We start from the raw sequence: 22,413 nt of genomic DNA, 5'->3' as shown, positions 1-22,413 counted from the left end.
AACTTTCGTGTCGTTACTACGTGGGCTTACGGGCGACGGATCGCGTCGGCCGCTGCCGTGGACGCCGGCCCCGCGGCCAGCTCCGTCTCCAGGAGCTGCTTGCCGAGCAGCTCGGGGTCGGGCAGATCCATCGGATACTCGCCGTCGAAGCAGGCACGGCAGAGGTTCGGCTTGTCGATGGTCGTGGCCTCGATCATGCCGTCGATGGAGATGTACGAGAGGGAGTCGGCGCCCATGGAGGTGGCGATCTCGTCGATCGTCATCCCGTTGGCGATGAGCTCCGCGCGGGTCGCGAAGTCGATGCCGAAGAAGCAGGGCCACTTCACGGGCGGGGACGAGATCCGGATGTGGATCTCGGCCGCGCCGGCCTCGCGGAGCATCTTGACCAGGGCGCGCTGGGTGTTGCCGCGGACGATCGAGTCGTCGACGACCACCAGGCGCTTGCCCTTGATGACTTCCTTGAGGGGGTTCAGCTTGAGACGGATGCCGAGCTGGCGGATCGTCTGCGAGGGCTGGATGAAGGTCCGGCCGACGTAGGCGTTCTTGACCAGGCCCGCACCGAAGGGGATGCCGGACGCTTCCGCGTACCCGATCGCGGCGGGAGTGCCGGATTCGGGCGTCGCTATGACCAGGTCGGCCTCGACGGGAGCTTCCTGGGCGAGTTTCCTGCCCATCTCGACGCGCGAGAGGTAGACGTTCCGGCCCGCGATGTCCGTGTCCGGGCGCGCCAGATAGACGTACTCGAAGACACAGCCCTTGGGCTTCGCTTCCGCGAATCGGGACGTTCGCAGTCCGTTCTCGTCGATCGCGATGAACTCACCGGGCTCGACCTCGCGGACGAAGCTGGCGCCGCAGATGTCGAGCGCCGCGGACTCCGACGCCACGACCCAGCCGCGCTCGAGGCGGCCGAGGACCAGCGGGCGGATGCCCTGCGGGTCGCGGGCCGCGTACAGCGTGTGCTCGTTCATGAAAACGAGGGAGAAGGCGCCCTGCACGTCCGGGAGGACCTTGGTGGCGGCTTCCTCGATGGTCAGCGGCTTGCCGTCGTCGTCCACCTGGCCCGCGAGGAGAGCCGTCACCAGGTCGGTGTCGTTGGTCGCGGCGACCTGGGTCGCGCGGCCGTTCTCCTTGGGCAGGGCGGCGACCAGCTCGGCGAGCTGGGCGGTGTTGACGAGGTTGCCGTTGTGCCCGAGCGCGATGGAGCCGTGCGCGGTGGCACGGAACGTCGGCTGGGCGTTCTCCCATACGGAGGCCCCGGTGGTCGAGTAGCGGGCGTGACCGACCGCGATATGACCCTGGAGCGAGCTGAGAGAGGTTTCGTCGAAGACCTGGGACACGAGGCCCATGTCCTTGAAGACGAGGATCTGGGAGCCGTTGCTGACCGCGATTCCCGCGGATTCCTGGCCCCGATGCTGGAGGGCGTAGAGCCCGAAGTACGTGAGCTTTGCGACCTCTTCACCCGGAGCCCAGACACCGAAGACGCCGCAAGCGTCCTGGGGGCCCTTCTCGCCGGGAAGCAGATCGTGATTGAGTCGACCGTCACCACGTGGCACGGCATCGAGTGTAGGCGAGATCGACCACTGGTCCGAATTGGGGATACGGGCCCTGCACGGACCGTAATCGCGAACGCGCTGCGGCCGTCGTCCGGCCGGGCCGAGTGCGAACTCCGCGTGAACAGATCAACCCCTTCGTTGACACCTACAAGCGCTCTCGGACAGGCTCCGGCGCATGCAGTCCACCGGTGACCCGACGGTCACACTCGTGGGGCGCCGCCACGTTGACCTGGTCCGTGTCGCGAGCGCCATCTGTCGCGCTGCCTGAACACACGCTTTTCCGCCCCCTTCACGCCTGCTTTCGCCTGCCCTCGTTCAGGAGCGCGTTGTGTCTTCGTACAAGCCTGGCCGCACGTCCGACAGGTCCGTTTCCCGACTCTCCCGACGCGCCTTCGGCGGCGTCGTCGGAGCCTCCGCGACGGCTGCCGCCGTCGGTCTGCCGGCCGCCGGGGCGCAGGCCCGCACCGGGGCCGACGAGCAGCCGTTCCGCGCGGCGGCGTGCGGGGGCGGACGGCGGCCCAACATCCTGTTCATCCTCGGCGACGACCTCGGCTGGGCCGACCTCTCGTCCTACGGATCGCCGCACATCAGGACCCCGCACCTGGACCGGCTCGCCCGCGAGGGCGTCCGCTTCACGGATGCCTACTCCGGGTCCGCGACCTGCTCGCCCACCCGCTTCAGCCTGTACACGGGCCGCTTCCCCGGCCGTACGAAGGGCGGGCTCGCCGAGCCGATCGCCGACAGGTCCGTGGGTCTCGACCCGACCCACCCCACGCTCGCCTCGCTGCTGCGCGACGCCGGGTACGCGACGGCGCTGATCGGCAAGTGGCACTGCGGCTATCTGCCGGACTACTCCCCCACCAAGTCCGGGTGGGACGAGTTCTTCGGGAACTTCGGCGGGGCCCTGGAGTACTACTCGAAGCTGGGGCTCGCCGGGGAGTACGACCTCTACAAGGGCGCCGTCCGTGAAGGCGACGCCGAGTACAAGGACCTGCGCTACTACACGCGCGTCCTCACCGAGCGGGCGAGCGAGTACGTGCGGCGGGACCACGGCGCCAAGCCGTGGCTGCTCAACCTGAACTTCACCACCCCCCACTGGCCCTGGATAGCCGACGGCGACGAGGAGCAGAGCGCCGAGATCGTCCGCCGGATCAAGGCGGGCGAGAAGGGTGCCCTGCAGCACCGGGACGGCGGTTCCGTGGCGAAGTACAAGGAGATGGTCGAGGACCTCGACCGCTCCATCGGGGAGGTGCTGCGCGCCCTGAAGAAGTCCGGGCAGGAGCGGGACACCCTGGTGTTCTTCGCGTCGGACAACGGCGGCGAGCGCTTCTCGTACAACTGGCCGCTGTCCGGCAACAAGGGATCGTTGAAGGAGGGCGGCATCCGGGTGCCGACCATCGTGCGGTGGCCCGCGCGGATCGACGGCGGGCAGGTCAGCGACGAGCCCGTCTACACGCCCGACTGGACGGCGACGCTCCTGGAGATCGGCGGGGCCCGGCCGGACCGCGCCCATCCGCTGGACGGCACCAGCCTCGCCCCGTACCTCCTGAAGGGCGAGGCGCTCGCCGAGCGGGAGCTGTTCTGGCGGGTACGGGGCGAGCGGGCGCTGCGGCGCGGCGGCTGGAAGTACTACCGGGGCAAGGACGGCGCCGACCAGCTCTTCGACCTCGACGAGGACCGGCGCGAGCAGGCGGACCGGGCCGCCGCGGAGCCGCGGCTCCTCGCCGAGCTGCGGCGGGCGTGGGAGCGGACGGACGAGGGGCTGCTGCCCTACGCCTAGCTCTTGCTCTCGGGCTGATCCTTGCCCTTGGGCTGGTCCTTGCCCTCGGCGGCGTCCGCCGTGATGACCGTGCCGTCGTCCGCGGTGAGCTTCAGTGCGCCCTGCTTCACCTCGTAGCGCGCCTCGCCGTCGAAGAGCTTCAGCAGCTTGCGCTCGGTCGTCATCGCGTCGCCCGGGCACATCTTCCGGGTGGTCGCGGGCTTGCCGAAGGTGATGCGGCCGTCCTTCGCCTCGGCCTTGGCGGAGACGTCGTTGCAGCCGAGGTTGCCGCGGACCTTGCCGTCGTCGCCGAAGGTGAGGTGGACCTTGCCGGACACGGCCTTCGGCAGGGTCGCGGCCGTCTTGGCGTCGCCGATGCCGTTCACCGTCCACTTGGTGCCGGTGAGCGGCGCGTCGGGTTCGGCGGGCCGGGAGGTGAAGTCCACGCGGTCTCCCTTGGCGGTGGTGAGGGTCATGCGGTCGCCGTCCACCTTCGCGGTGAACTTGCCCGCGCCGAGGGCGCGCGTGAGGTTCTCCTCGAACTTCATGCGGCCCGCGCCCTCGCAGGCCATCCTCGTCGTCCGCGTCCTGCCGAAGTCCACGGTGTCGCCCTTGATCGACACGGTGGTGCCCGCCTGGTTGCAGCCGTAGCTGCCGGCGGCCTTCCCGTCCTTGCCGATCTTGAGGTAGGCGCCTTCCGGGGCGTCCTGCTTCTTGCCGCCCACGGTGAGGCTGTCGACGTTCCAGCGGACACCGGTGAGTGCCTGCTCGCTCTCCACGGAACGGCCGCCGGAGTCGCTGTCGGAGCCGGTTCCGGACTCGCTGCCGCATGCCGTGAGCAGCAGCCCCGCGGAGGCCAGCGCGGTCAGGGTGAGGGTCAGTCGCTGCGTGTGCATGGCAGTGTGACGGAACAAGTGGGGGTCCCGGTTCCATCTCTCCGCTCCCGCGGGTGCCGTCACCCCATGATCGGCAGCAGCCCCGACAGGTCCGCCCGCTCCCCGCTCGCGCTGACCTGCGCCGCGTCGACGGCCGTCGCCCAGTCCGTACGCCCGGCCGCGAGGCGGATCCAGGTGAGCGGATCGGTCTCGACGACGTTGGGCGGGGTGCCGCGGGTGTGCCGGGGACCCTCGACGCACTGCACGACGGCGTACGGCGGAATGCGCACCTCCGTCGACGCGCCCGGCGCCTTCACCGCGAGGGCGTCCGCGAGCAGCCGGGCACAGGCGGCCAGGGCCTGCCGGTCGTACGGCACGTCGAGGCCCGGCACCGCGTCGTTCAAGTCGTCGGTGTGCACGATGAGTTCGACGGTACGGGTGACGAGGAAGTCGCCGAGGGTCATGGCGCCGAAGCGCGAGGGCACCAGGCGGTCGTCCGACGCGGCGGCCAGGGACTCCTCGATGCCGGTGAGCGTGCGCGTGAACAGGTCGTCGAGGTCCGCGCCCGCCGTCTCCGCGATCGCCCGGGTGTCCTCGTCGACCTGCGCGGCCGCGGTCACCGTGGCGAACGGCCAGTCCATGAGCGGCACTTCGTGCTTCGCCGGTTCCGGCATGCCTAGGTAGCGGTGGACGGTGCCGAGGACCATCGCGAGGTGTGCGGCCAGTTCGCGCACGGTCCAGTCCCCGAGCCGGGTCGGGCGGCCGAGCTGCTCGGGGGTGAGGGTGCGGACCGCGGTGCGTACGTTGCCGAACTGGGCGAGGACGGCGGCGCGGGTCTTGGCGGAATCGTACGAGCGCGTGCGCTTCTTGGCCGGGGGCATGGCGCCGAGCCTAAGCGTTCCCGGGGTACTCCTGAAGTCCCTTTTCGACCAGGTCGAAGGCGCGCTCGGCGAGGGCGGCGCAGTCGTCGGCCATGGCGTCGACGTCGTCGCCCGCGAGGAGCCTGCGGTGGTTCTCCAGGATCACCGCGTCCCGTGCGGCGACGAGCTGGTGGGCGGCGACTCCCGCGAGGAGCCGGTCGCCGGTCTCCTCGGCGAGGACGTCCGCGAGGAGCTCGACGCCGCGCATCCGGAAGATGAGCATCCGGCGCGCGAGGGCGGGGGTGTCGCTGATGAGCTGCCGCATCTGGAGCTGGCGTGGGCCTCCGGAGAGGCCGATCGAGGGGTCGCGGGCCTCGATCTGGTCGAGGAACTGGCGGCGCAGCGCGGCGACCGCGCTCTCGCCGGGCGCCCGGTCGCGCACCGCGTCGGCGGCGTCGGAGACGTGCTCCTCCACCGGGCCGAGGAGGACGTCCTCCTTGGTGCCGAAGTAGTTGAAGACCGTCATCTTCGAGACGTCGGCGGCGGCGGCGATCTCCGCGACGGAGACCTTGTCGTAGCCACGCTCCAGGAACAGGTCGAGCGCGCTGCGCCAGATCCGCGTCGCGGTCTGACGCTTTTTGCGCTCGCGCAGCCCGAGTGGTTGCGCGGTCACGCCTGCTTCAGCCCCAGCCATGACCGCACTGTACCAGGATGAATTTTTTACCCGGGCTACTGCTTGACCTGGTCCACGTGTGTCGTCGCGTCGGTCGTGAACACCGTGCCGTTCGCGGGCACCCCGACGCCGCGCCAGCTGAACGGGACACCTCGGGCCGTCTCCAGGTCCGGCCCGTCCATCAGCTGGAAGTGCACGTGCGGCTCGGTGGAGTTGCCGGAGTTCCCGCACCGGCCCAGCTCCTGCCCGACGGTCACCCGGTCCCCCGCCCGTACGGCGAGCGACCCCTGCTTGACGTGCGCGTACATGGCGTACGTGCCCTCGCCGAGGTCGAGGATCACGTGATTGCCGACGATGCGGCGGGCGCCGCCCAGCGACCTGCCGAAACCCTCGACGACGATCAGGTACAGGATCCCGGCGAGGGAGTTGCGGCTGAGGTGGTCCCGCTGGCCGTCCTCCGCGTGCACGACAGTCGCGTCGGCGACGGCCAGCAGCGGTGCCCCGAAAGCGGGGAAGGCACGGTTGCCCCGCGCGAGAGGCCAGAGCCAGGCGAACGCAGGCCGGCCCGCCCCCTCCGCCGGTTCGGCGACGATGTCGATGGCGTAGGCCTGTCCGAGGCTCCGCGTGCCGTGGCTCGGCACCTTGTCGGCGGGGCTGTTGAGCGCGGACCAGCGGCCGGTGACCGGCGGTGCGGTCTCCACGGTGGCCGGAGGCTCCGACCCCTTGGCCTCGCGCCGGGCGTCGGCGCCGAGCGCGAGGCTGAGGCCGAACACCCCGGCGGCCGCGGCAGGGCCGAGCCAGCCCGGGTAGGGCGGGTCACCGGTGAAGACGACGATCAGATGCACGGCGATGAACAACAGCAGCAGACGCTGCAGCAGCGCCGCCGCCTTGCGTTGGCCTACGGACATGACTTCCCCCTCGTACAGAAAACGGTCAGGTCACCGGCTTCGCCGCCGTGAGCACCACGAGCAGCGGCACCACCCGTCCGGCCGGAACCTCGTAGCGCCCGCGCTCGGTGCTGTGCAGCCAGCCCGCGCCGGTCAGCTGGCGCAGGTGGTGGTAGATCTGGCCGGTCGTGCCGACGTCGTCGAGCGCGGCCAGCTCGGCGGCGGTGCGCAGGCCGCCGAGGATCTCCCGCAGCAACCGCAGCCGTACGGGGTTGCCGAGCGCGGCGAACGACTCGGCCGCCTCGGACCAGTCGCCCTCGAAGACGGACTCGGTGAGCAGTCCGTACTGCCACTCGTACCGATGCCCCGTCGGCACCCGCACCGCCCCGGTGAACAGGACGGCGCCGTCGGCGTCCTCCGTCACCGGGTGGCGGGCCTTCAGCGCGTCGAGGGCCCAGAAGTCGCCCTCTCCGACGGCGGGCGCGGCCGGCCCCGCGCTCTCCAGCTCCGCCATGCGTCGTTCGAGCTGGGCGACGCGCTCTTCCAGTTCCATGACTTGAACTTACGTAATTACGTAATTCCGTGCAACCCGGTACTGCTGTCCGACCCCGCCCAGGACACGCCGCAGCCCCCGCCCGGACCAGGTCCGAACGGGGGCTGCGGGGTGAGAACCGTCAGGCGAAGAGGCCCGGGATCGTCTTCTCGTGCGCCGTGCGCAGCTCGCTCAGCGGCAGCGTGAACTCGCCCTGTACGTCGACGGCGTCGCCGTCGACCACACCGATGCGGCGGACGGGCAGACCCCGCGCTCCGCACATGTCGGTGAAGCGCAGCTCCTCGCTCCGCGGCACCGAGACGACCGCACGCCCCGCCGACTCGGAGAAGAGGAAGGTGAACGCGTCCAGACCGTCCGGCACGACGAGGCGCGCACCCTTCCCGCCGCGCAGGCACGACTCGGTGACGGCCTGCACGAGGCCGCCGTCCGACAGGTCGTGCGCGGCGTCGATCATGCCGTCGCGCGAGGCCGAGATCAGGATCTCGGCGAGCAGCTTCTCGCGCGCCAGGTCGACCTTGGGCGGAAGCCCGCCGAGGTGCCCGTGGACCACCTGCGACCAGGCCGAGCCGCCGAACTCCTCGTGCGTCTCGCCGAGCAGGTAGAGGAGCTGGCCCTCTTCCTTGAACGCCATCGGCGTACGCCGCGCGACGTCGTCGATCACACCGAGGACGGCGACGACGGGCGTCGGGTGGATCGCCGCCTCGCCCGTCTGGTTGTAGAGCGAGACGTTGCCGCCGGTGACCGGGGTGCCCAGCTCCAGGCAGCCGTCCGCGAGGCCACGGATGGCCTCGGCGAACTGCCACATGACGTCCGGGTCCTCGGGCGAACCGAAGTTCAGGCAGTCCGAGATCGCGAGGGGCTTGGCTCCGGACGCGGCGACGTTGCGGTACGACTCGGCGAGCGCGAGCTGCGCGCCCGTGTACGGGTCGAGCTTCGCGAACCGGCCGTTGCCGTCGGTGGCGATGGCGACCCCGAGGCCCGTCTCCTCGTTGATCCGGATCATCCCGGAGTCCTCGGGCTGGGCGAGCACGGTGTTGCCCTGCACGAAGCGGTCGTACTGGTCGGTGACCCAGGACTTCGCGGCCTGGTTCGGGGCGGCGACCAGCTTGAGGACCTGCTCGCGCAGCTCCTCGCCGTCGGCCGGCCGGGCCAGCTTGTTCGCGTCGTCGGCCTGGAGGGCGTCCTGCCAGGACGGGCGGGCGTAGGGCCGCTCGTAGACCGGGCCGTCGTGCGCGACCGTGCGCGGGTCGACGTCGACGATCTTCTCGCCGTGCCAGAAGATCTCCAGACGGTCGCCGTCGGTCACCTCACCGACGACGGTGGCGATGACGTCCCACTTCTCGCAGATCGCGAGGAACCGCTCGACCTTCTCGGGCTCGACCACGGCGCACATGCGCTCCTGCGACTCACTCATGAGGATCTCCTCAGGGGTGAGCGTGGAGTCGCGCAGCGGCACGTCGTCCAGCTCGACGCGCATGCCGCCGGAGCCGTTGGACGCCAACTCGCTGGTGGCGCAGGAGAGTCCGGCCGCGCCGAGGTCCTGGATGCCGACGACGAGCTTCTCGGCGAAGGCCTCCAGGGTGCACTCGATGAGGAGCTTCTCCTGGAAGGGGTCGCCGACCTGCACGGCGGGCCGCTTCGACGGCTTGGTGTCGTCGAAGGTCTCGGAGGCCAGGATCGAGGCGCCGCCGATGCCGTCGCCGCCCGTGCGGGCGCCGTACAGGATGACCTTGTTGCCGGGGCCCGACGCCTTCGCGAGGTGGATGTCCTCGTGCCGCATCACGCCGATGGCACCGGCGTTGACCAGCGGGTTGCCCTGGTAGCAGGCGTCGAAGACGAGCTCGCCGCCGATGTTGGGCAGGCCCAGGCAGTTGCCGTAGCCCCCGATGCCCGCGACGACTCCGGGGAGCACGCGCTTGGTGTCGGGGTGCTGGGCGTCGCCCATGCGCAGCGGGTCCACGACCGCGACCGGGCGGGCGCCCATCGCGATGATGTCGCGGACGATGCCGCCGACGCCGGTGGCCGCGCCCTGGTAGGGCTCGACGTACGACGGGTGGTTGTGGGACTCGACCTTGAAGGTGACCGCGTAACCCTGGCCGACGTCGACGACGCCGGCGTTCTCGCCGATGCCGACGAGCATGGCGTCGTTCTCGGGGACCTTCTCGCCGAACTGCTTCAGGTGGATCTTGCTGCTCTTGTACGAGCAGTGCTCGGACCACATGACGGAGTACATGGCGAGCTCGGCGCCGGTCGGACGGCGGCCGAGGATCTCGCGGACGCGCTCGTACTCGTCTTCCTTCAGGCCCAGTTCGGCCCAGGGAAGCTTGACGTCGGGCGTCTCGCTCGCGTGCTTGACGGTGTCCAGAGTCATGCGTTGACCAGCTTCTTCAGGATCGAGGTGAAGAATCCGAGGCCGTCGGTGCGGCCGGTCCCGATCAGCGGCTCGACGGCGTGCTCGGGGTGCGGCATGAGGCCGACGACGTTGCCCGCCTCGTTGGTGATGCCGGCGATGTCACGGAGCGAGCCGTTGGGGTTGCCGTCGAGGTAGCGGAAGGCGACGCGGCCCTCGGCCTCCAGCATGTCCAGCGTCCGCTCGTCGGCGGTGTACTGCCCGTCGATGTTCTTCAGCGGGATCAGGATCTCCTGGCCTGCCGTGTAGTCGGCGGTCCAGGCGGTCTCCGCGTTCTCCACGCGCAGCTTCTGCTCGCGGCAGATGAAGTGCAGGTGGTTGTTGCGCAGCATCGCGCCGGGCAGCAGGTGCGTCTCGGTGAGCACCTGGAAGCCGTTGCAGATGCCGAGGACCGGCATTCCGGACCTGGCCTGCTCGATGACGGACTCCATCACCGGCGAGAAACGCGAGATGGCGCCGGCCCGCAGATAGTCGCCGTAGGAGAAGCCGCCGGGCAGCACCACGGCGTCGACCTGCTTGAGGTCCTTGTCCTTGTGCCACAGCGGCACGGCTTCGGCGCCCGCCACACGGACGGCACGCTGGGTGTCGCGGTCGTCGAGGGTTCCCGGGAAAGTGACGACTCCAATTCGAGCAGTCACTTCTCTTCCTCCACCTTTACGACGAAGTCCTCGATCACCGTGTTGGCGAGGAAGGTTTCCGCCAACTCGTGGATACGGGCGAGGGCGGCCTCGTCGACCGGCCCCTCCACCTCGAGTTCGAACCGCTTTCCCTGACGTACGTCGGAGATGCCCTCGAAACCGAGGCGCGGCAGTGCACGCTGCACAGCCTGGCCCTGGGGGTCGAGGATCTCCGGCTTGAGCATGACGTCGACTACGACGCGTGCCACTGGCACTCCCGGTGTGTGGTGCTGGCGTGTGCTGCTTGCTAGGTGCTGAGCAGGTCCCTTCAGACTACCGGCACAAAAATTCTACTCGCGTAGATTCGTAGCAACCTACGAGATGACGGTCACGTTCCGGTGCTCAAACAGGTTTCGAACCGAGAACCTTCACGATGAATCCATGAAAGATCACCCTTCGTCATTGGAACCTGACACGCGGAGGTATTAGGACAGGCTTCACAATGCATTGCCGGGCACTGTACAAAGGAAATGGCAATAGTCGATACTTTGCCGAAAACATCCGGGCAGTCGGCATCACCGCATGTCAACGCGGTACACGCGGGAGAGCCGCGCGAAGGGACCGATATTCGTGGCGCAACGTGTCGTGGTCACTCTCTTTGACGACATCGACGGCGGGGAAGCGGCGGAAACGGTCGCGTTCGGTCTTGACGGAACGTCGTACGAGATCGACCTCAATCAAACCAATGCAGAGAAACTGCGCGGGGCACTTGCCCCGTACCTGGAGGCCGCCCGCAAGCAGTCGAGGTCCGGCATCGCGTTCCGGCACACGGCACTCTCCCCCGACCCGTCGGCGGTCCGCGCCTGGGCGCGCTCGCACCACATGAACGTGCCGCCGCGCGGCCGCATCCCGAAGAAGGTCTACGAGGCGTTCGAAGCGGCCAACTGAACAGCCGCCCGAACCCGCAGGTCCACGCCGGATCCGCGCCGGATCCGCGCCCCTCGGCACAACCGACTTGCGCTGCACCCCCGCTGGTCAGCTAGAGTCTGGAGCACGCCGAGGGGCGAGGCCGAAAGGCCGGGCCTCACGGAGTCATGCGGGTGTAGTTCAGTAGTAGAACATCCCCCTTCCAGGGGGAAGGCGCAGTGTGCAATTCCTGTCACCCGCTCTGCATCGCTCACGGACCGGTCCTCCGGTTGCGGTAAGCTGGTGCTCGCGCCGATCAGTGAGAGCTGGTCGGAGGCAATGCGAACGTAGCTCAGTTGGTAGAGCGCAACCTTGCCAAGGTTGAGGTCGCGAGTTCGAACCTCGTCGTTCGCTCCATGTGAGAGGCCCCGGTCGATTCGACCGGGGCCTTCTTCGTGCCCCCGCGCCATGCCTGCGGCGGCCCGGCGCCGCTTCTGACATTTGTCATACGGGCCGGTGACAACGCGCACTGCCGACCGCTCCCCGGCCGGGAGACGCTCGAACCATGACTGACCAAGTGATCGACGTGACCGACCTGCGGCGCGTGTACGGGGGAGGTTTCGAGGCGGTACGCGGGATCTCCTTCGCCGTGGGGCGCGGCGAACTGTTCGCGCTCCTCGGCACCAACGGCGCCGGCAAGACATCCACCCTCGAACTCCTCGAGGGGCTCGCCGCCCCGGCCTCCGGACGCGTGCGCGTCCTCGGGCACGACCCGTACGCCGAACGCGCCGAGGTACGGCCCCGCATCGGCGTCATGCTCCAGGAAGGCGGCTTCCCCGCGGAGTTGACCGTCCAGGAGACCGCCCGCATGTGGGCGGGGTGCACCAGCGGCGCCATGCCCGTCGGGGAGGCCCTGGAGGCCGTCGGGATCGGCAAGCGGTCCGGCGTACGGGTGAAGCAGCTGTCCGGCGGCGAGAAGCGCCGCCTCGACCTCGCCATGGCCCTCCTCGGCAGGCCCGAGGTGCTCTTCCTCGACGAGCCCACCACCGGCCTCGACGCCGAAGGGCGCCGCGAGACCTGGAAGTTGGTGCAGGACCTGCGCGACAACGGCACGACCGTGCTGCTCACCACCCACTACCTGGAAGAGGCCGAGGCGCTCGCCGACCGCCTCGCGATCCTGCACGAAGGGCGGATCGCCGCCGAGGGACGCGTCCGTGACGTGGTCGCGAGTCAGCCCTCGCACATCTCCTTCGAGCTGCCCGACGGCTACTTCGTCGGCGACCTGCCGCCCCTCGGCGAGCTGGGCGTGAGCGGCCACGAGACGGTCGGGCGGCAGGTCAGGCTGCGTACGAACGAACTCCAACGCGCCGCCACCGGGCTGCTGTTGTGGGCCAGGGACGCACGGGTCGAGCTCACCGGACTCGACGTGCGGGCGGCGTCCCTGGAGGAGGCGTTCCTGCGGATCGCGCGCACCGCCGAGAGCGGCACCGACGAGGGGACCGCGCGGCACGCGGGCGGCAGGAACGGCGCGAAGAGCAAGGAGATGGCGGTATGAGCACGATGACGATGACGACCCCCGCGGGGCGCATGCGGGCGCTCGCGCGCTCCGAGATGACGCTGCTCGGGCGGAGCAAGGGCACGCTGTTCGCGGCGCTGTTCGTGCCGCTGATCATCCCGTTCACCATGCGGCAGGCCGCCGACGGCATGGACCTGAAGGGCACCGGCCTCGACGTCGGCACCGTCGTACTGCCGAGCGCCCTCGGCTTCTCCCTGCTCTTCGCCGTGTACTCGGCGCTGACCGCCGTCTACGTCGCACGGCGCGAGGAACTCGTACTGAAGCGGCTGCGCACCGGCGAGCTGCGGGACCCCGAGATCCTGGCGGGCGCCGCACTGCCCTCGCTCCTCATCGGCGTCGTGCAGTGCCTCGTCCTCTCCGTGGGGTGCGCGGTCCTCCTCGACACGGGAGCGCCGAGTGCGCCACACCTCGTCGTCCTCGGCATCGCCGCAGGCCTCGTGATGTTCGCCGCGCTGGCCGCCGTCACCGGGAGCTTCAGCAGGTCCACCGAGTCCGCGCAGGTCATGTCGATGCCGCTGATCTTCGTGTCGATGCTCGGCTCCGGCCTCTTCGTCCCGCTGGAGGTCATGCCCGACAAGCTCGCCTCGGTCTGCGAGCTGCTCCCGCTCTCGCCCGTCATCGAGTTGGTCCGCGGCGGCTGGGCCGGCAACCTCTCCGCCGGTGACGCGCTCGGCGCCGCCGCCACCGCGGTGGCCTGGACCGTCCTCGCGGTGTTTGCTGTACGGCGGTGGTTCCGGTGGGAACCCCGGCACTGAGGGAGGCGACGGACGTGGTCGGCCGGATGCGGGCCTGGCAGCGGAGCTGGCACGGGCGCAGCAAGATCGAGAAGGTCGAGTTCCAGTCGACGATGACCTGGCACCTGGTGCCGTGGATCTTCCTCCTCAGCTGGGTCTCGGTACCGATCGGCCTGAGCCTGCGCCACGACCTCGCCCCGCAGCTCTTCGGCTGGACGCTGATCGCGTCGGGCGCCGCACAGTGCCTCCAGGCCAACCGGTCACTGCGCCGCTCGGTCGACCACTATCTGCGCCGGGCCCCGCTGCCGCGCCGCGATCTCGTCGTGGCGGGCGTCCTCATGACCGTCACCCTCGGCCTCGCCGTGGGGCTTCAGGCGGTGGACGGCGTGCCCTCGGAGATGCTGGGCCTCACCGCCCTGTTCGTGCCGATACCGTTCGCCCAGTCGCTCGCCTTCTCCGCCACCATCCGCGGCTACGCGGCCCGTATGGCGCTGGTCGTCGTCGTGGCCGTCGGCGCTTTCGCCGCCGCCGGGGCGCGCGGCGGGCAGCTCGTCGCGACCGGCGTGATCATCGCTTTCGCGGGCCTCCTCGCGCTGATCTCCACGCGCTGCGGCGCCTGGACGCTCTCCGTGATGTGGGAGGCCGACCGGGCCCGCGAGGTCGAGGCCCGGCTCGCGGTCGCCGAGGAGCGGCTGCGGTTCGGGCGGGACCTGCACGACGTGATGGGCCGCAACCTCGCCGTCATCGCCCTCAAGAGCGAGCTCGCGGTGCAGCTCGCCCGCCGGGGCCGCCCGGAGGCGGTGGACCAGATGGTCGAGGTGCAGCGGATCGCGCAGGAGTCGCAGCGGGAGGTACGGGAGGTCGTACGCGGCTACCGCGAGGTCGACCTGAAGGTGGAACTCGCCGGTGCGCAGGGCGTGTTGGAGGCGGCCGGGATCGACTGCCGGGTCATCGGGTCCGGGGTGGCACTGCCCGCGTCGGTGCAGTCGGCGCTGGGGTGGGTCGTGCGGGAGGCGGCGACCAACGTGCTGCGGCACGGTGACGCGGGGCGGTGCGACATCGCTGTCGCGGTGAGTGAGGGACGGGCGACGTTGAGCGTGGAGAACGACGGGGTGCCGGAAGCGGCGCCGACGGGGAGCGGCTCCGGTCTCGCGGGCGGCGGGTCGGGCCTCACGGGGCGCGGCTCCGGTCTGGCGGGCCTGCGGGAGCGGCTCGCCGCGGTGGGCGGGACGCTGGACTTCGCGTCCGGCGACGGGGTCTTCCGACTCGCCGTGCAGGTGCCGCTGCCGGCTCCTTCCCAGGGGCCGGGTGCGTGGGAGCGGGCGGGCCAGGAACAGGGGCCCGGTCCGGGCAGGGAGGCGGCGGCATGAGTCTTCGTGTGTTGCTCGCCGACGACGAGCACCTCATTCGGGGCGCGCTCGCCGCGCTGCTGGCGCTGGAGGACGATCTCGTCGTCGTCGCCGAGGCCGCGTCGGGGCCCGAGGCGCTCGCCATGGCGCGGGCCCACCGGCCCGACGTCGCCGTCCTCGATCTGCAGATGCCGGGCGCCGACGGTGTGAGTGTGGCCACATCCCTGCGCGACGAACTCCCCGACTGCAAGACCATGATCGTGACGAGTCATGGCAGACCCGGACATCTGAAACGGGCCCTCGCGGTGGGCGTACGCGGCTTCGTGCCGAAGACCGTCAGCGCCCAGCGGCTCGCCGAGATCATCCGGACCGTGCACGCCGGAAACCGTTACGTGGACCCGGAGTTGGCCGCCGACGCCATCTCCGCCGGCGACTCGCCGCTGACCGCCCGCGAGGCCGAGGTGCTCGAACTCGCCGCCGACGGGGCGCCCGTCGCGGAGATCGCCGAGCGCGCCGCGCTCTCACAGGGAACCGTCCGCAACTACCTCTCGTCGGCCGCCACCAAAATCGGCGCCGAGAACCGTCATGCCGCGGTGCGTCTCGCACGCGAGCGAGGTTGGGTATAGTTGGCCTCGCGCCACGGCGCAGCGCGGACGTAGCTCAGTTGGTAGAGCGCAACCTTGCCAAGGTTGAGGTCGCCAGTTCGAACCTGGTCGTCCGCTCCAGATGAAAGGCCCCGGTCCATCGGACCGGGGCCTTCTCCGTTCTCAGCCGCGGTGCCCTCGTCTACCAGGGCGTGCCGGTGAGCCGCTCGTACGCCTCGATGTACTTGGCGCGTGTGGCGTCCACCACGTCCTGCGGCAGCGCGGGCGGCGGCTGCTCGCTCCTGCGGTCCCAGCCCGAGGCCGGCGAGGTCAGCCAGTTCCGCACGAACTGCTTGTCGTACGACGGCTGGGCGCGGCCCGGCTCCCACTGGTCCGCGGGCCAGAAACGCGAGGAGTCCGGCGTCAGGACCTCGTCGGCGAGGATGAGCTCGTCCCCCTCGAAGCCGAACTCGAACTTCGTGTCGGCGAGGATCAGGCCGCGCTCGCGTGCGATGTCCAGTGCCCTGCCGTAGACCGCGAGGGTCGTCTGGCGCAGCTGAGCCGCGGTCTCCGCGCCGACCTGGCGGGCGACCTCCTCGTACGACACGTTCTCGTCGTGCTCGCCGACGGCGGCCTTCGCGGCGGGCGTGAAGATCGGCGCGGGCAGCTCCGAGCCGTCGACCAGGCCCTCGGGCAGGGCGAGGCCGCAGACCGTACGCGACTCGTCGTACTCCAGGAGGCCCGAGCCCGTCAGATAGCCGCGGGCCACGCACTCGACCGGGACCATCTCCAGGGACTTGCAGACCAGCGTGCGCCCCTCCCAGTCGGCGGGGGCGCCCTTCGGCAGCTCCGAGGAGATGACGTGGTTCGGCACGAGGTCCGCGAGCTGGTCGAACCACCACAGGGAGAGCTGGGTGAGGACGCGGCCCTTGTCGGGGATCTCCGAGGGCAGCACCCAGTCGTAGGCGGACATGCGGTCGCTGGCGACCATGACGAGCTCGCCCGCCTCGTTCCGGTACAGCTCGCGCACCTTGCCGGTGTGGAGGTGGACCAGGCCCGGCACTTGCAGCGGCTCGGGCTTTTCTACGAATCCGGACACGGTTCCCTCCCGTGGTTCTGGCCAAGTGAGGTCGATTCTCCCGTATGGGAGGTGTGGTTTTGGCCAGGGGTTGAGTGGGGCGGTCGAATGGGCGCTCGGCTGGGGCGGTCGGTCGGCGTCACTCAACGGTCAGTACGGTCAGTCACGCTTGCAGATGCGGTCCAGGAGATTGGCCGTGGCGCGCTGGATACGGGCGTCGACATGGCCTGGACGGTCCAGCGCCGGGGACCAGGCGAAGGTGCCGGACGCGAAGACCAGGGCGCCGGACGGGGCGCGGTAGAGCGACGACTCCTGGTGGCGGACGACACCCTCCGTGTCCTCGTACGGGGAGTGGGCGAGCAGGATGCGGCCCTGGTGCTCGGGGAGCGCCGTCCTCGGGAAGTACCGGTCGGCCTCGCCCGCGACCAGGCCGTCGATCTCGTCGCCGTCGTGCGCCCCCGTGGCCTCCCACAGCCAGTGGTCGGCGTTGCGGACGACGAGGGGGCGCGGCTCGGGTACGCGGCCCGCGTACTGGATGCCGAGGAGCTGCTGCTCGGCCGCCTTGCCGCCGTCCCGCTCCCGCCACAGGGTCGGTTTGCCGGGGCCGCGGCGCTTGCGGCAGGTGAGGAGACGGTCCTCGACGCCGGACGCGGAGGGGCTCAACTCCACCTGCCAGTACATGGTGTTGGCGGAGAGGAAGACGAGTGACGTGCCGTGCTCGCGGGCCTGCTCCGTGGCGCGGCGCATGCTCGGCGACCAGTACTCGTCGTGGCCCGGGAAGACGAGACCTCGGTACCGGGTGGGGTCGACGCGGCCGGCGTGCAGGTCGCGGGCGTCCGCGTACGCCAGGTCGTATCCGTACCGCTCGGCCCAGCGGATGAAGTCGTAGGCATGGCCCACGTGCAGGGGGAGGCCCGCGCCCGCGTACGGCCGGTCGAAGGAGACCGTTACGGCGGCCTCGCTCTCGCCGAGCAGGCCGCCCTGCTCGTCCCACGCGTGGTACAGGCTGGCGCCCGTGCGGCCGTCCTCGGGGTAGAGGTTGTACGCCTGCCACGTGACGTCGGGCAGGAGCAGGAGGAGGTCGGCGGGGTGGTCGTCGCGGACCGTGAAGGGGACGTGCGAGCGGTACCCGTCGGCGGTGGTGAGCACCGCGACGTACGCCCCGACGTTCCAGTAGCTCGGGATCTGCAGCCGCCAGGAGAGCCACCAGTGGTGGCAGGAGACCGTGCGGTCCGCGGTGAGGGGGGCGGGCTGGACGATCCCGGAGAGCCGGGGGCTGGTGGTGATCTTGCTGGCGCCGTCACCGCCGTAGTGCCCGATGCGGTAGATGTCGACGCCGAACTGCTGGGGCGGGTCGACGGTGACGTGGAAGTCGATGGCCTCGCCGGGAGCGGCGGCGCCGGTCGAGGTGAACCCTTTGATCTGGCAGTGCACGTCGTCGGCGTTGAGCGGACCGCCGGTCCGCGGAGCGGGGATGTCGGCGGCGCCGGGGGCCGGGGCGTGGTCGATGTACCAGGGGACGACGTGGCCCGTGTCGTCGAAGTAGTGCTCGGCTCCGCGCAGCCAGGGCAGCGGGCCCTGGCCGAAAGGGTCCGATACGGCGTGCGCCAGCGCACCCGATTCCCATCGACGGATCGGCTCCGACCTCATCTGTGCCCCTCCCTCGCTCCCCCGAGCCTGCGGCGCCTGTGGTGCATCCGGTCCGGCAGCCGCTCCCAGCACATCACATTACGCACGCACCCCGTCACCGTTCGTCGCGAATTGATATGAACGGAGCGTGATGCTCCGGGAGGGGCGGGGTGGGGTGGCGCTGAGGTGGGGTGACGCGGGGGTGGGGTGGGGGTGGCGTGCGGTTGGGCTTGGGGGTGTGTGGGGTGGTGCTTGGGGGTGGGCGGTGGCGGTGGGCGGTGTTTGGTGGCGCTTGGCGGTGCTGGTGACGCTGGGCGGTGTTCGGTGGTGCGGGGCAGCGCCAGCGACGCTGGTACGGGTTTGGTGGACCCGGATTCGGAAGGTCCGGGGTTGGTGGGGCCCGGTTCGGAGGGGCCCTGATTCCGTTGGGACCGGGTTCCGCGGGGGCCGGGTTGGGAGGGTCGGGGTACGTCTTTCCCTGGGGCGTAGGGGGCCCGGGGTCAGACCAGGCGGACCGGTTTTTCGGGGCGGATTCCCTGGCGGGTGAGCCAGTCGCGCAGTGGGGTCGGGTCGCCGTCCTCGACGAGGCGTGAGATGCGCGGCGTGAGGTCCGCCGCACGCTCGCCGCCGACCAGCAGGGCGGGGCCGTCGAGCCAGTCGAGGCCGGGAGCGGCGCCCGCGGTGTCGATGGCCGCGCAGCACACCATCGCCGTGACGTGGTCGACGAGCAGCTCACGGCCGGTGCGGGGCGGCTGCAGCGGGAAGAGCGGCAGCGCGCCGTCGTCCCAGAGCGCTTCGTCAGGACCCTGCCCCGTGGGGGCGGGGCGCGGGGGCGTCGCGGCCTCCTCGCGGGCGATCTCCGCGGTGAGCCCTGCGGCGAGCCTGCCGCTCCGGCTCTCGTCGTCGGCCTCGCCGGCGCCTTCGTCGACCTCGGGGAAGAGGGCGGCGGCGCGCTCGGGGGCGTCCAGAGCGTCCAAGGCGTCCGGGGCGTCGGAGGTCTCGGTGGGCGTGGGGGACGGAGCGGCCGGGGTGTCCGGGGCGGCCGGGGTGCTCGCGGAGCCCTTGGTGTCCGGGGTGGCCAGAGCGTCCGGGGTACCCGTGATGTCCGGAGCGGCCAGAGCATCCGCCGCGTCCGAGGCGACCGGAGCATCCGGGGTGCCCGCGGAGCCCGCAGTGTCCCGGGCGGCCGAGGCGTCCGGGGCAACCGGAGCAACCGGAGCGGCCAAAGCATCCTCCGTGTCCGGGGTGCCCGCGGAGCACTCGGCGTCCGGCGCGGCCGAAGCATCCGGGGTGCCCGGCGCCGCCGGAGCGTCCGAGGTGTTCGCCGTCTTCCGGGCGGTCGGGGTGGCCGGGGTGGTCGGCTGTGGGGTGGGGGGCTCGTATGGGTTCGGGTTACTCTCCGTAGCGTTCTGCGGGGCCGTCGTCAGGTGCGTCAGGACTCGGTCGAGCGTGGGGCCCTTGGGGGCCGAGGCGCTTCGGTCGGCCGCGCCGTCGACCTCCAGGGCGTCCAGGACCCGGTGCAGCCGCGCCGCGTCCATGCGCCATTTTCGGTCGACGACCTCGTCCGGATACTCCTGCCAGGCCACCGGCGCCCAGTCCGGCCCCGACTCCGCGGGACCGCCGTGGAAGAGCCGCGCGGCGAGGAGCGACGCCGCCTCGTCCACCGAGCCCGGCTCCTCCAGGAGGTCGCAGGCGGGGCGCTCGCCGAGGCGTGAGGCGAAGCCTTCCGCCAGGCGGTCCCTGCGCGACAGCTCCGTCAGCGCGGAGACCACGCCCGCGTCGAGCCGCGAGGGCCAGCGGCCCATGCGCCAGGCGGGCAGTGCGACGCGGGTGAGAAGGCGGTCCCAGCCCGCGTACGCGAGGCCGACCTGCTCCTGGGCGACGATCCGCACGCCGTAGTCCACCGTCTGGGCGCGTTCCGCCGCGGCCGCGGCCACACCGCGCTCCATCTCGGCGGCATGGACCCTGCAGTGGCGCAGCAGGAGCCTGGCGACCCGCCCGACGCCGCCGAGCGCCACACGGGCCAGCGGACCGCGCCCCGGCGCCGAGGCGACCGCGACCGCCGCGTCGAGCCCGCGCACGAAGCGCCGGGCGGCGGCTATGTCGGGGTGCGCGGAGGGGCCCGTACCGGCAACGACCGGCGCGAGCACCGCGCGGAGCTCGCCGACGCGCATCCACCACAGGAACGGGGAGCCGATGACGAGGACGGGGGCGATGGGGCCGGTGGCCCCGCCTTCGCCTTCGCCGCCTGTGGGGCCGGTGGCCATCCCGGTGCCGGTGCCGTGGCCGGTGCCGGGTGAGTTCTGCGCTGCCGAACCCCGCACCCACCCCCGCCGCCCCGACGGCCCGTGCGCCGGATGCGTACGGTCCTCCAGCCAGCTGTCGCAGTCCGGGGTGAGCGCTATCGCCGAGGGAGCGGGCACGTCGAGGCGGTCGGCGAGGTCCCGCACCAGGCGATACAGATCGGGGGCCGACTCCTCGGCGATCGGGACGGTGGGACTGAGAGCGGGCCGCGCCCGCGCGACGACCAGGCCGACCGCGCCCGCGGCGACCAGGACGAGCAGCGCGACGACGGTCACGGTCCAGCTCGCGACGTACCAACTCCCGCCACCGGCATGCCCCGTGGCCCCCGCCGCGAACAGCACGACGGCGACGGCCGCGGGCAGCAGGGCGACGGCCAGCGCCCTGCTGCGCAGCCGCAGCACGGCGAGGGCCCGGGAGCGCGCGGCCTGCGCGCCCACCTCCACACCCGTACCTGACACGACCGATGGCACCCCCATGCTGCCTACTGTTCGGCCGCCGGCCGGAGCCGACGGCGCACTTCAACGGCGTTGGTCTTGCTCACTCCCCCACTGTGGCACCCGCCACCGACATCGCAATGCCGGTGGTCTGTTTGGCTCTGGGCGCCTTGAACGCTTTCGCCGCACCCTAGTTGGGGCGCCGGTCGTCGTCAGCCGGATGGGCCACCGGTCACTCGATGGAATGGCTTTGGCTAAAGCTGGATGCCGAGAGGGCCCCGGATCCAGTGTCAGATCCGGGGCCCTGAGGGTTCGGGGGTGGCCGAAAGTTCACGCGGCAGCCGCGTGCGTCACGCCTCCGCCGCGGCCTTCGCCGCGATGTCGGTGCGGTGTTGGGACCCGTCGAGACGGATACGGGACAGCGCCGCGTACGCCCGCTCGCGCGCCTCGGTGAGGCCCGCGCCGGTCGCCGTCACGGACAGCACGCGGCCGCCCGCGCTGACGACGGCGTCGCCGTCGCGCCTCGTTCCGGCGTGCAGGACGTACGCATCCGGGGCATCCTGCGCCGCGACCTCGTCCAGACCCTCGATGGGGTCGCCCGTGCGCGGCGTACCCGGGTAGTTGTACGAGGCGACCACCACGGTCACCGCGGCGTCGTCGCTCCAGCGCAGCGGAGGCAGGTCGGCGAGGTTGCCGGTCGACGCGGCCATCAGGAGCCCGGCGAGCGGGGTCCGGAGGCGGGCGAGGACGACCTGGGTCTCGGGGTCGCCGAAGCGGGCGTTGAACTCGATGACGCGCACGCCGCGGCTCGTGATCGCCAGCCCCGCGTACAGCAGTCCCGCGAACGGGGTGCCGCGGCGGCGCAGCTCGTCCACGGTCGGCTGGAGCACGCTCTGCATGACCTCGTCGACGAGCTTCGGGTCGGCCCACGGGAGGGGCGAGTACGCGCCCATGCCGCCCGTGTTCGGGCCCTCGTCGCCGTCGAGCGCGCGCTTGAAGTCCTGGGCGGGCTGGAGCGGGACGACCGTCTCGCCGTCGGTGACGGCGAAGAGGGACACCTCGGGGCCGTCCAGGAACTCCTCGATGACGACGCGGTCGCAGGCGAGGGCGTGCGCGCGGGCCACGTCGACGTCGTCCGTGACGACGACTCCCTTGCCTGCGGCGAGCCCGTCGTCCTTCACGACGTACGGCGCTCCGAAGGCGTCGAGTGCCTCGTCGATCTCGGCCGGGGTGGTGCAGACGTACGACCGGGCGGTCGGCACGCTCGCGCCCGCCATCACATCCTTGGCGAACGCCTTGGAGCCCTCCAGCTGCGCGGCCTCCTTGGAGGGGCCGAAGCACGGGATGCCCGCGGCGCGCACGGCGTCGGCGACGCCCGCGACGAGGGGGGCTTCGGGGCCCACGATGACGAGCCCCGCGCCCAGTCGCCGGGCGAGGCCCGCCACGGCGGCGCCGTCGAGGGCGTCGACGGTGTGCAGCTCGGCCACGTCTGCGATGCCGGCGTTGCCGGGGGCGCAGTGCAGCTCGGAGACGTCGGGGTCGAGGGACAGAGAGCGGCACAGGGCGTGTTCGCGGGCACCACTGCCGATGACGAGGACCTTCACGGGGTCAGCGTAGCCCGCGGCACCCCCA

At 71.3% G+C, this 22,413-nt stretch carries 20 protein-coding genes and 3 tRNA genes; 10 read left to right on the top strand and 13 right to left on the bottom strand.

Features of this window, described 5'->3' with window-relative positions; all coding sequences use genetic code 11:
- Positions 1 to 26 precede the first annotated feature (26 nt).
- Positions 27 to 1,553 carry an amidophosphoribosyltransferase gene (purF, locus tag DEJ48_RS20645; RefSeq protein WP_150217609.1) on the bottom strand — a complete coding sequence of 509 codons (1,527 nt, stop codon included), beginning with the start codon at positions 1,551 to 1,553 and terminating at the stop codon, positions 27 to 29.
- A gap of 175 nt (positions 1,554 to 1,728) precedes the next feature.
- Here purF and DEJ48_RS41075 point away from each other — a divergent pair, with 175 nt between their 5' ends.
- Positions 1,729 to 1,821 carry a putative leader peptide gene (locus tag DEJ48_RS41075; RefSeq protein WP_362640831.1) on the top strand — a complete coding sequence of 31 codons (93 nt, stop codon included), beginning with the start codon at positions 1,729 to 1,731 and terminating at the stop codon, positions 1,819 to 1,821.
- 60 nt (positions 1,822 to 1,881) lie between these two features.
- The gene (locus DEJ48_RS20640) at positions 1,882 to 3,333 is read left to right on the top strand and encodes a sulfatase (RefSeq protein WP_150217608.1); all 1,452 of its coding nucleotides are present in this window, start codon (positions 1,882 to 1,884) and stop codon (positions 3,331 to 3,333) included.
- On the opposite strand, the gene DEJ48_RS20635 is transcribed toward DEJ48_RS20640, so the two are convergent.
- From DEJ48_RS20635 to purS, 8 genes are all read right to left on the bottom strand, one after another.
- Positions 3,330 to 4,208: an META domain-containing protein gene (locus DEJ48_RS20635; RefSeq protein ID WP_150217607.1), complete on the bottom strand. Its 879-nt coding sequence runs from the start codon at positions 4,206 to 4,208 to the stop codon at positions 3,330 to 3,332. The two genes, DEJ48_RS20640 and DEJ48_RS20635, sit on opposite strands and share 4 nt — an antisense overlap.
- Before the next feature lie 59 nt (positions 4,209 to 4,267).
- The gene (locus DEJ48_RS20630) at positions 4,268 to 5,068 is read right to left on the bottom strand and encodes a maleylpyruvate isomerase family mycothiol-dependent enzyme (RefSeq protein ID WP_150217606.1); all 801 of its coding nucleotides are present in this window, start codon (positions 5,066 to 5,068) and stop codon (positions 4,268 to 4,270) included.
- 10 nt (positions 5,069 to 5,078) lie between these two features.
- Positions 5,079 to 5,741, bottom strand: coding sequence for a TetR/AcrR family transcriptional regulator (locus tag DEJ48_RS20625; RefSeq protein ID WP_150217605.1), 663 nt, complete (start codon positions 5,739 to 5,741; stop codon positions 5,079 to 5,081).
- A gap of 35 nt (positions 5,742 to 5,776) precedes the next feature.
- On the bottom strand, positions 5,777 to 6,628 hold the full coding sequence (locus DEJ48_RS20620; protein ID WP_150217604.1) for a M23 family metallopeptidase: 852 nt from the start codon (positions 6,626 to 6,628) through the stop codon (positions 5,777 to 5,779).
- Between the two features lie 25 nt (positions 6,629 to 6,653).
- Positions 6,654 to 7,160, bottom strand: a complete 507-nt coding sequence (locus DEJ48_RS20615; protein WP_150217603.1) for a helix-turn-helix domain-containing protein — start codon at positions 7,158 to 7,160, stop codon at positions 6,654 to 6,656.
- A 121-nt stretch (positions 7,161 to 7,281) separates the two neighbouring features.
- Positions 7,282 to 9,531 (bottom strand): phosphoribosylformylglycinamidine synthase subunit PurL, encoded by a 2,250-nt coding sequence (gene purL / locus DEJ48_RS20610; protein WP_150217602.1) that lies wholly within the window; start codon positions 9,529 to 9,531, stop codon positions 7,282 to 7,284.
- Positions 9,528 to 10,208, bottom strand: coding sequence for a phosphoribosylformylglycinamidine synthase subunit PurQ (purQ, locus tag DEJ48_RS20605; RefSeq protein WP_150217601.1), 681 nt, complete (start codon positions 10,206 to 10,208; stop codon positions 9,528 to 9,530). The genes purL and purQ overlap by 4 nt, the downstream gene beginning before the upstream one ends.
- Positions 10,205 to 10,456, bottom strand: coding sequence for a phosphoribosylformylglycinamidine synthase subunit PurS (gene purS / locus DEJ48_RS20600; protein ID WP_150217600.1), 252 nt, complete (start codon positions 10,454 to 10,456; stop codon positions 10,205 to 10,207). Before purS ends, purQ begins: the two co-directional genes overlap by 4 nt.
- 361 nt (positions 10,457 to 10,817) lie before the next feature.
- Here purS and DEJ48_RS20595 point away from each other — a divergent pair, with 361 nt between their 5' ends.
- The 8 genes from DEJ48_RS20595 (at position 10,818) to DEJ48_RS20560 (ending at position 15,477) form a co-directional block, all read left to right on the top strand.
- Entirely contained in the window at positions 10,818 to 11,135 is a 318-nt protein-coding gene (locus DEJ48_RS20595; protein ID WP_150217599.1) for a histone-like nucleoid-structuring protein Lsr2, read from the top strand.
- A gap of 148 nt (positions 11,136 to 11,283) precedes the next feature.
- A tRNA-Gly gene (locus DEJ48_RS20590) sits at positions 11,284 to 11,355 on the top strand.
- A gap of 79 nt (positions 11,356 to 11,434) precedes the next feature.
- A tRNA-Gly gene (locus DEJ48_RS20585) sits at positions 11,435 to 11,510 on the top strand.
- 148 nt (positions 11,511 to 11,658) lie between these two features.
- Entirely contained in the window at positions 11,659 to 12,648 is a 990-nt protein-coding gene (locus tag DEJ48_RS20580; RefSeq protein ID WP_150217598.1) for an ABC transporter ATP-binding protein, read from the top strand.
- Positions 12,645 to 13,424 carry an ABC transporter permease gene (locus tag DEJ48_RS20575; RefSeq protein WP_150217597.1) on the top strand — a complete coding sequence of 260 codons (780 nt, stop codon included), beginning with the start codon at positions 12,645 to 12,647 and terminating at the stop codon, positions 13,422 to 13,424. Before DEJ48_RS20580 ends, DEJ48_RS20575 begins: the two co-directional genes overlap by 4 nt.
- The gene (locus DEJ48_RS20570) at positions 13,406 to 14,773 is read left to right on the top strand and encodes a sensor histidine kinase (RefSeq protein WP_223832120.1); all 1,368 of its coding nucleotides are present in this window, start codon (positions 13,406 to 13,408) and stop codon (positions 14,771 to 14,773) included. The genes DEJ48_RS20575 and DEJ48_RS20570 overlap by 19 nt, the downstream gene beginning before the upstream one ends.
- Positions 14,770 to 15,378 (top strand): response regulator transcription factor, encoded by a 609-nt coding sequence (locus DEJ48_RS20565; RefSeq protein ID WP_150217596.1) that lies wholly within the window; start codon positions 14,770 to 14,772, stop codon positions 15,376 to 15,378. Before DEJ48_RS20570 ends, DEJ48_RS20565 begins: the two co-directional genes overlap by 4 nt.
- Positions 15,379 to 15,401: 23 nt before the next feature.
- Positions 15,402 to 15,477 (top strand) — tRNA-Gly (locus DEJ48_RS20560).
- Positions 15,478 to 15,538: 61 nt separating this feature from the next.
- Here the strand turns inward: DEJ48_RS20560 and DEJ48_RS20555 are convergent.
- From DEJ48_RS20555 to purD, 4 genes are all read right to left on the bottom strand, one after another.
- Entirely contained in the window at positions 15,539 to 16,435 is an 897-nt protein-coding gene (locus DEJ48_RS20555) for a phosphoribosylaminoimidazolesuccinocarboxamide synthase (RefSeq protein WP_150217595.1), read from the bottom strand.
- Between the two features lie 138 nt (positions 16,436 to 16,573).
- Positions 16,574 to 18,064 (bottom strand): N,N-dimethylformamidase beta subunit family domain-containing protein, encoded by a 1,491-nt coding sequence (locus DEJ48_RS20550; protein WP_150217594.1) that lies wholly within the window; start codon positions 18,062 to 18,064, stop codon positions 16,574 to 16,576.
- 479 nt (positions 18,065 to 18,543) lie between these two features.
- Complete coding sequence (locus DEJ48_RS40375; protein WP_223832119.1) at positions 18,544 to 20,823, bottom strand: hypothetical protein; 2,280 nt, start codon at positions 20,821 to 20,823, stop codon at positions 18,544 to 18,546.
- 308 nt (positions 20,824 to 21,131) lie between these two features.
- Positions 21,132 to 22,385 (bottom strand): phosphoribosylamine--glycine ligase, encoded by a 1,254-nt coding sequence (purD, locus tag DEJ48_RS20540; RefSeq protein ID WP_150217593.1) that lies wholly within the window; start codon positions 22,383 to 22,385, stop codon positions 21,132 to 21,134.
- Positions 22,386 to 22,413 lie beyond the last annotated feature (28 nt).

The organism is Streptomyces venezuelae (assembly GCF_008642315.1).
Taxonomy (GTDB): domain Bacteria; phylum Actinomycetota; class Actinomycetes; order Streptomycetales; family Streptomycetaceae; genus Streptomyces; species Streptomyces venezuelae_D.
Note: the sequence above shows the minus strand (reverse complement) of the source record. Positions and strands in the feature narration are given on the sequence as shown.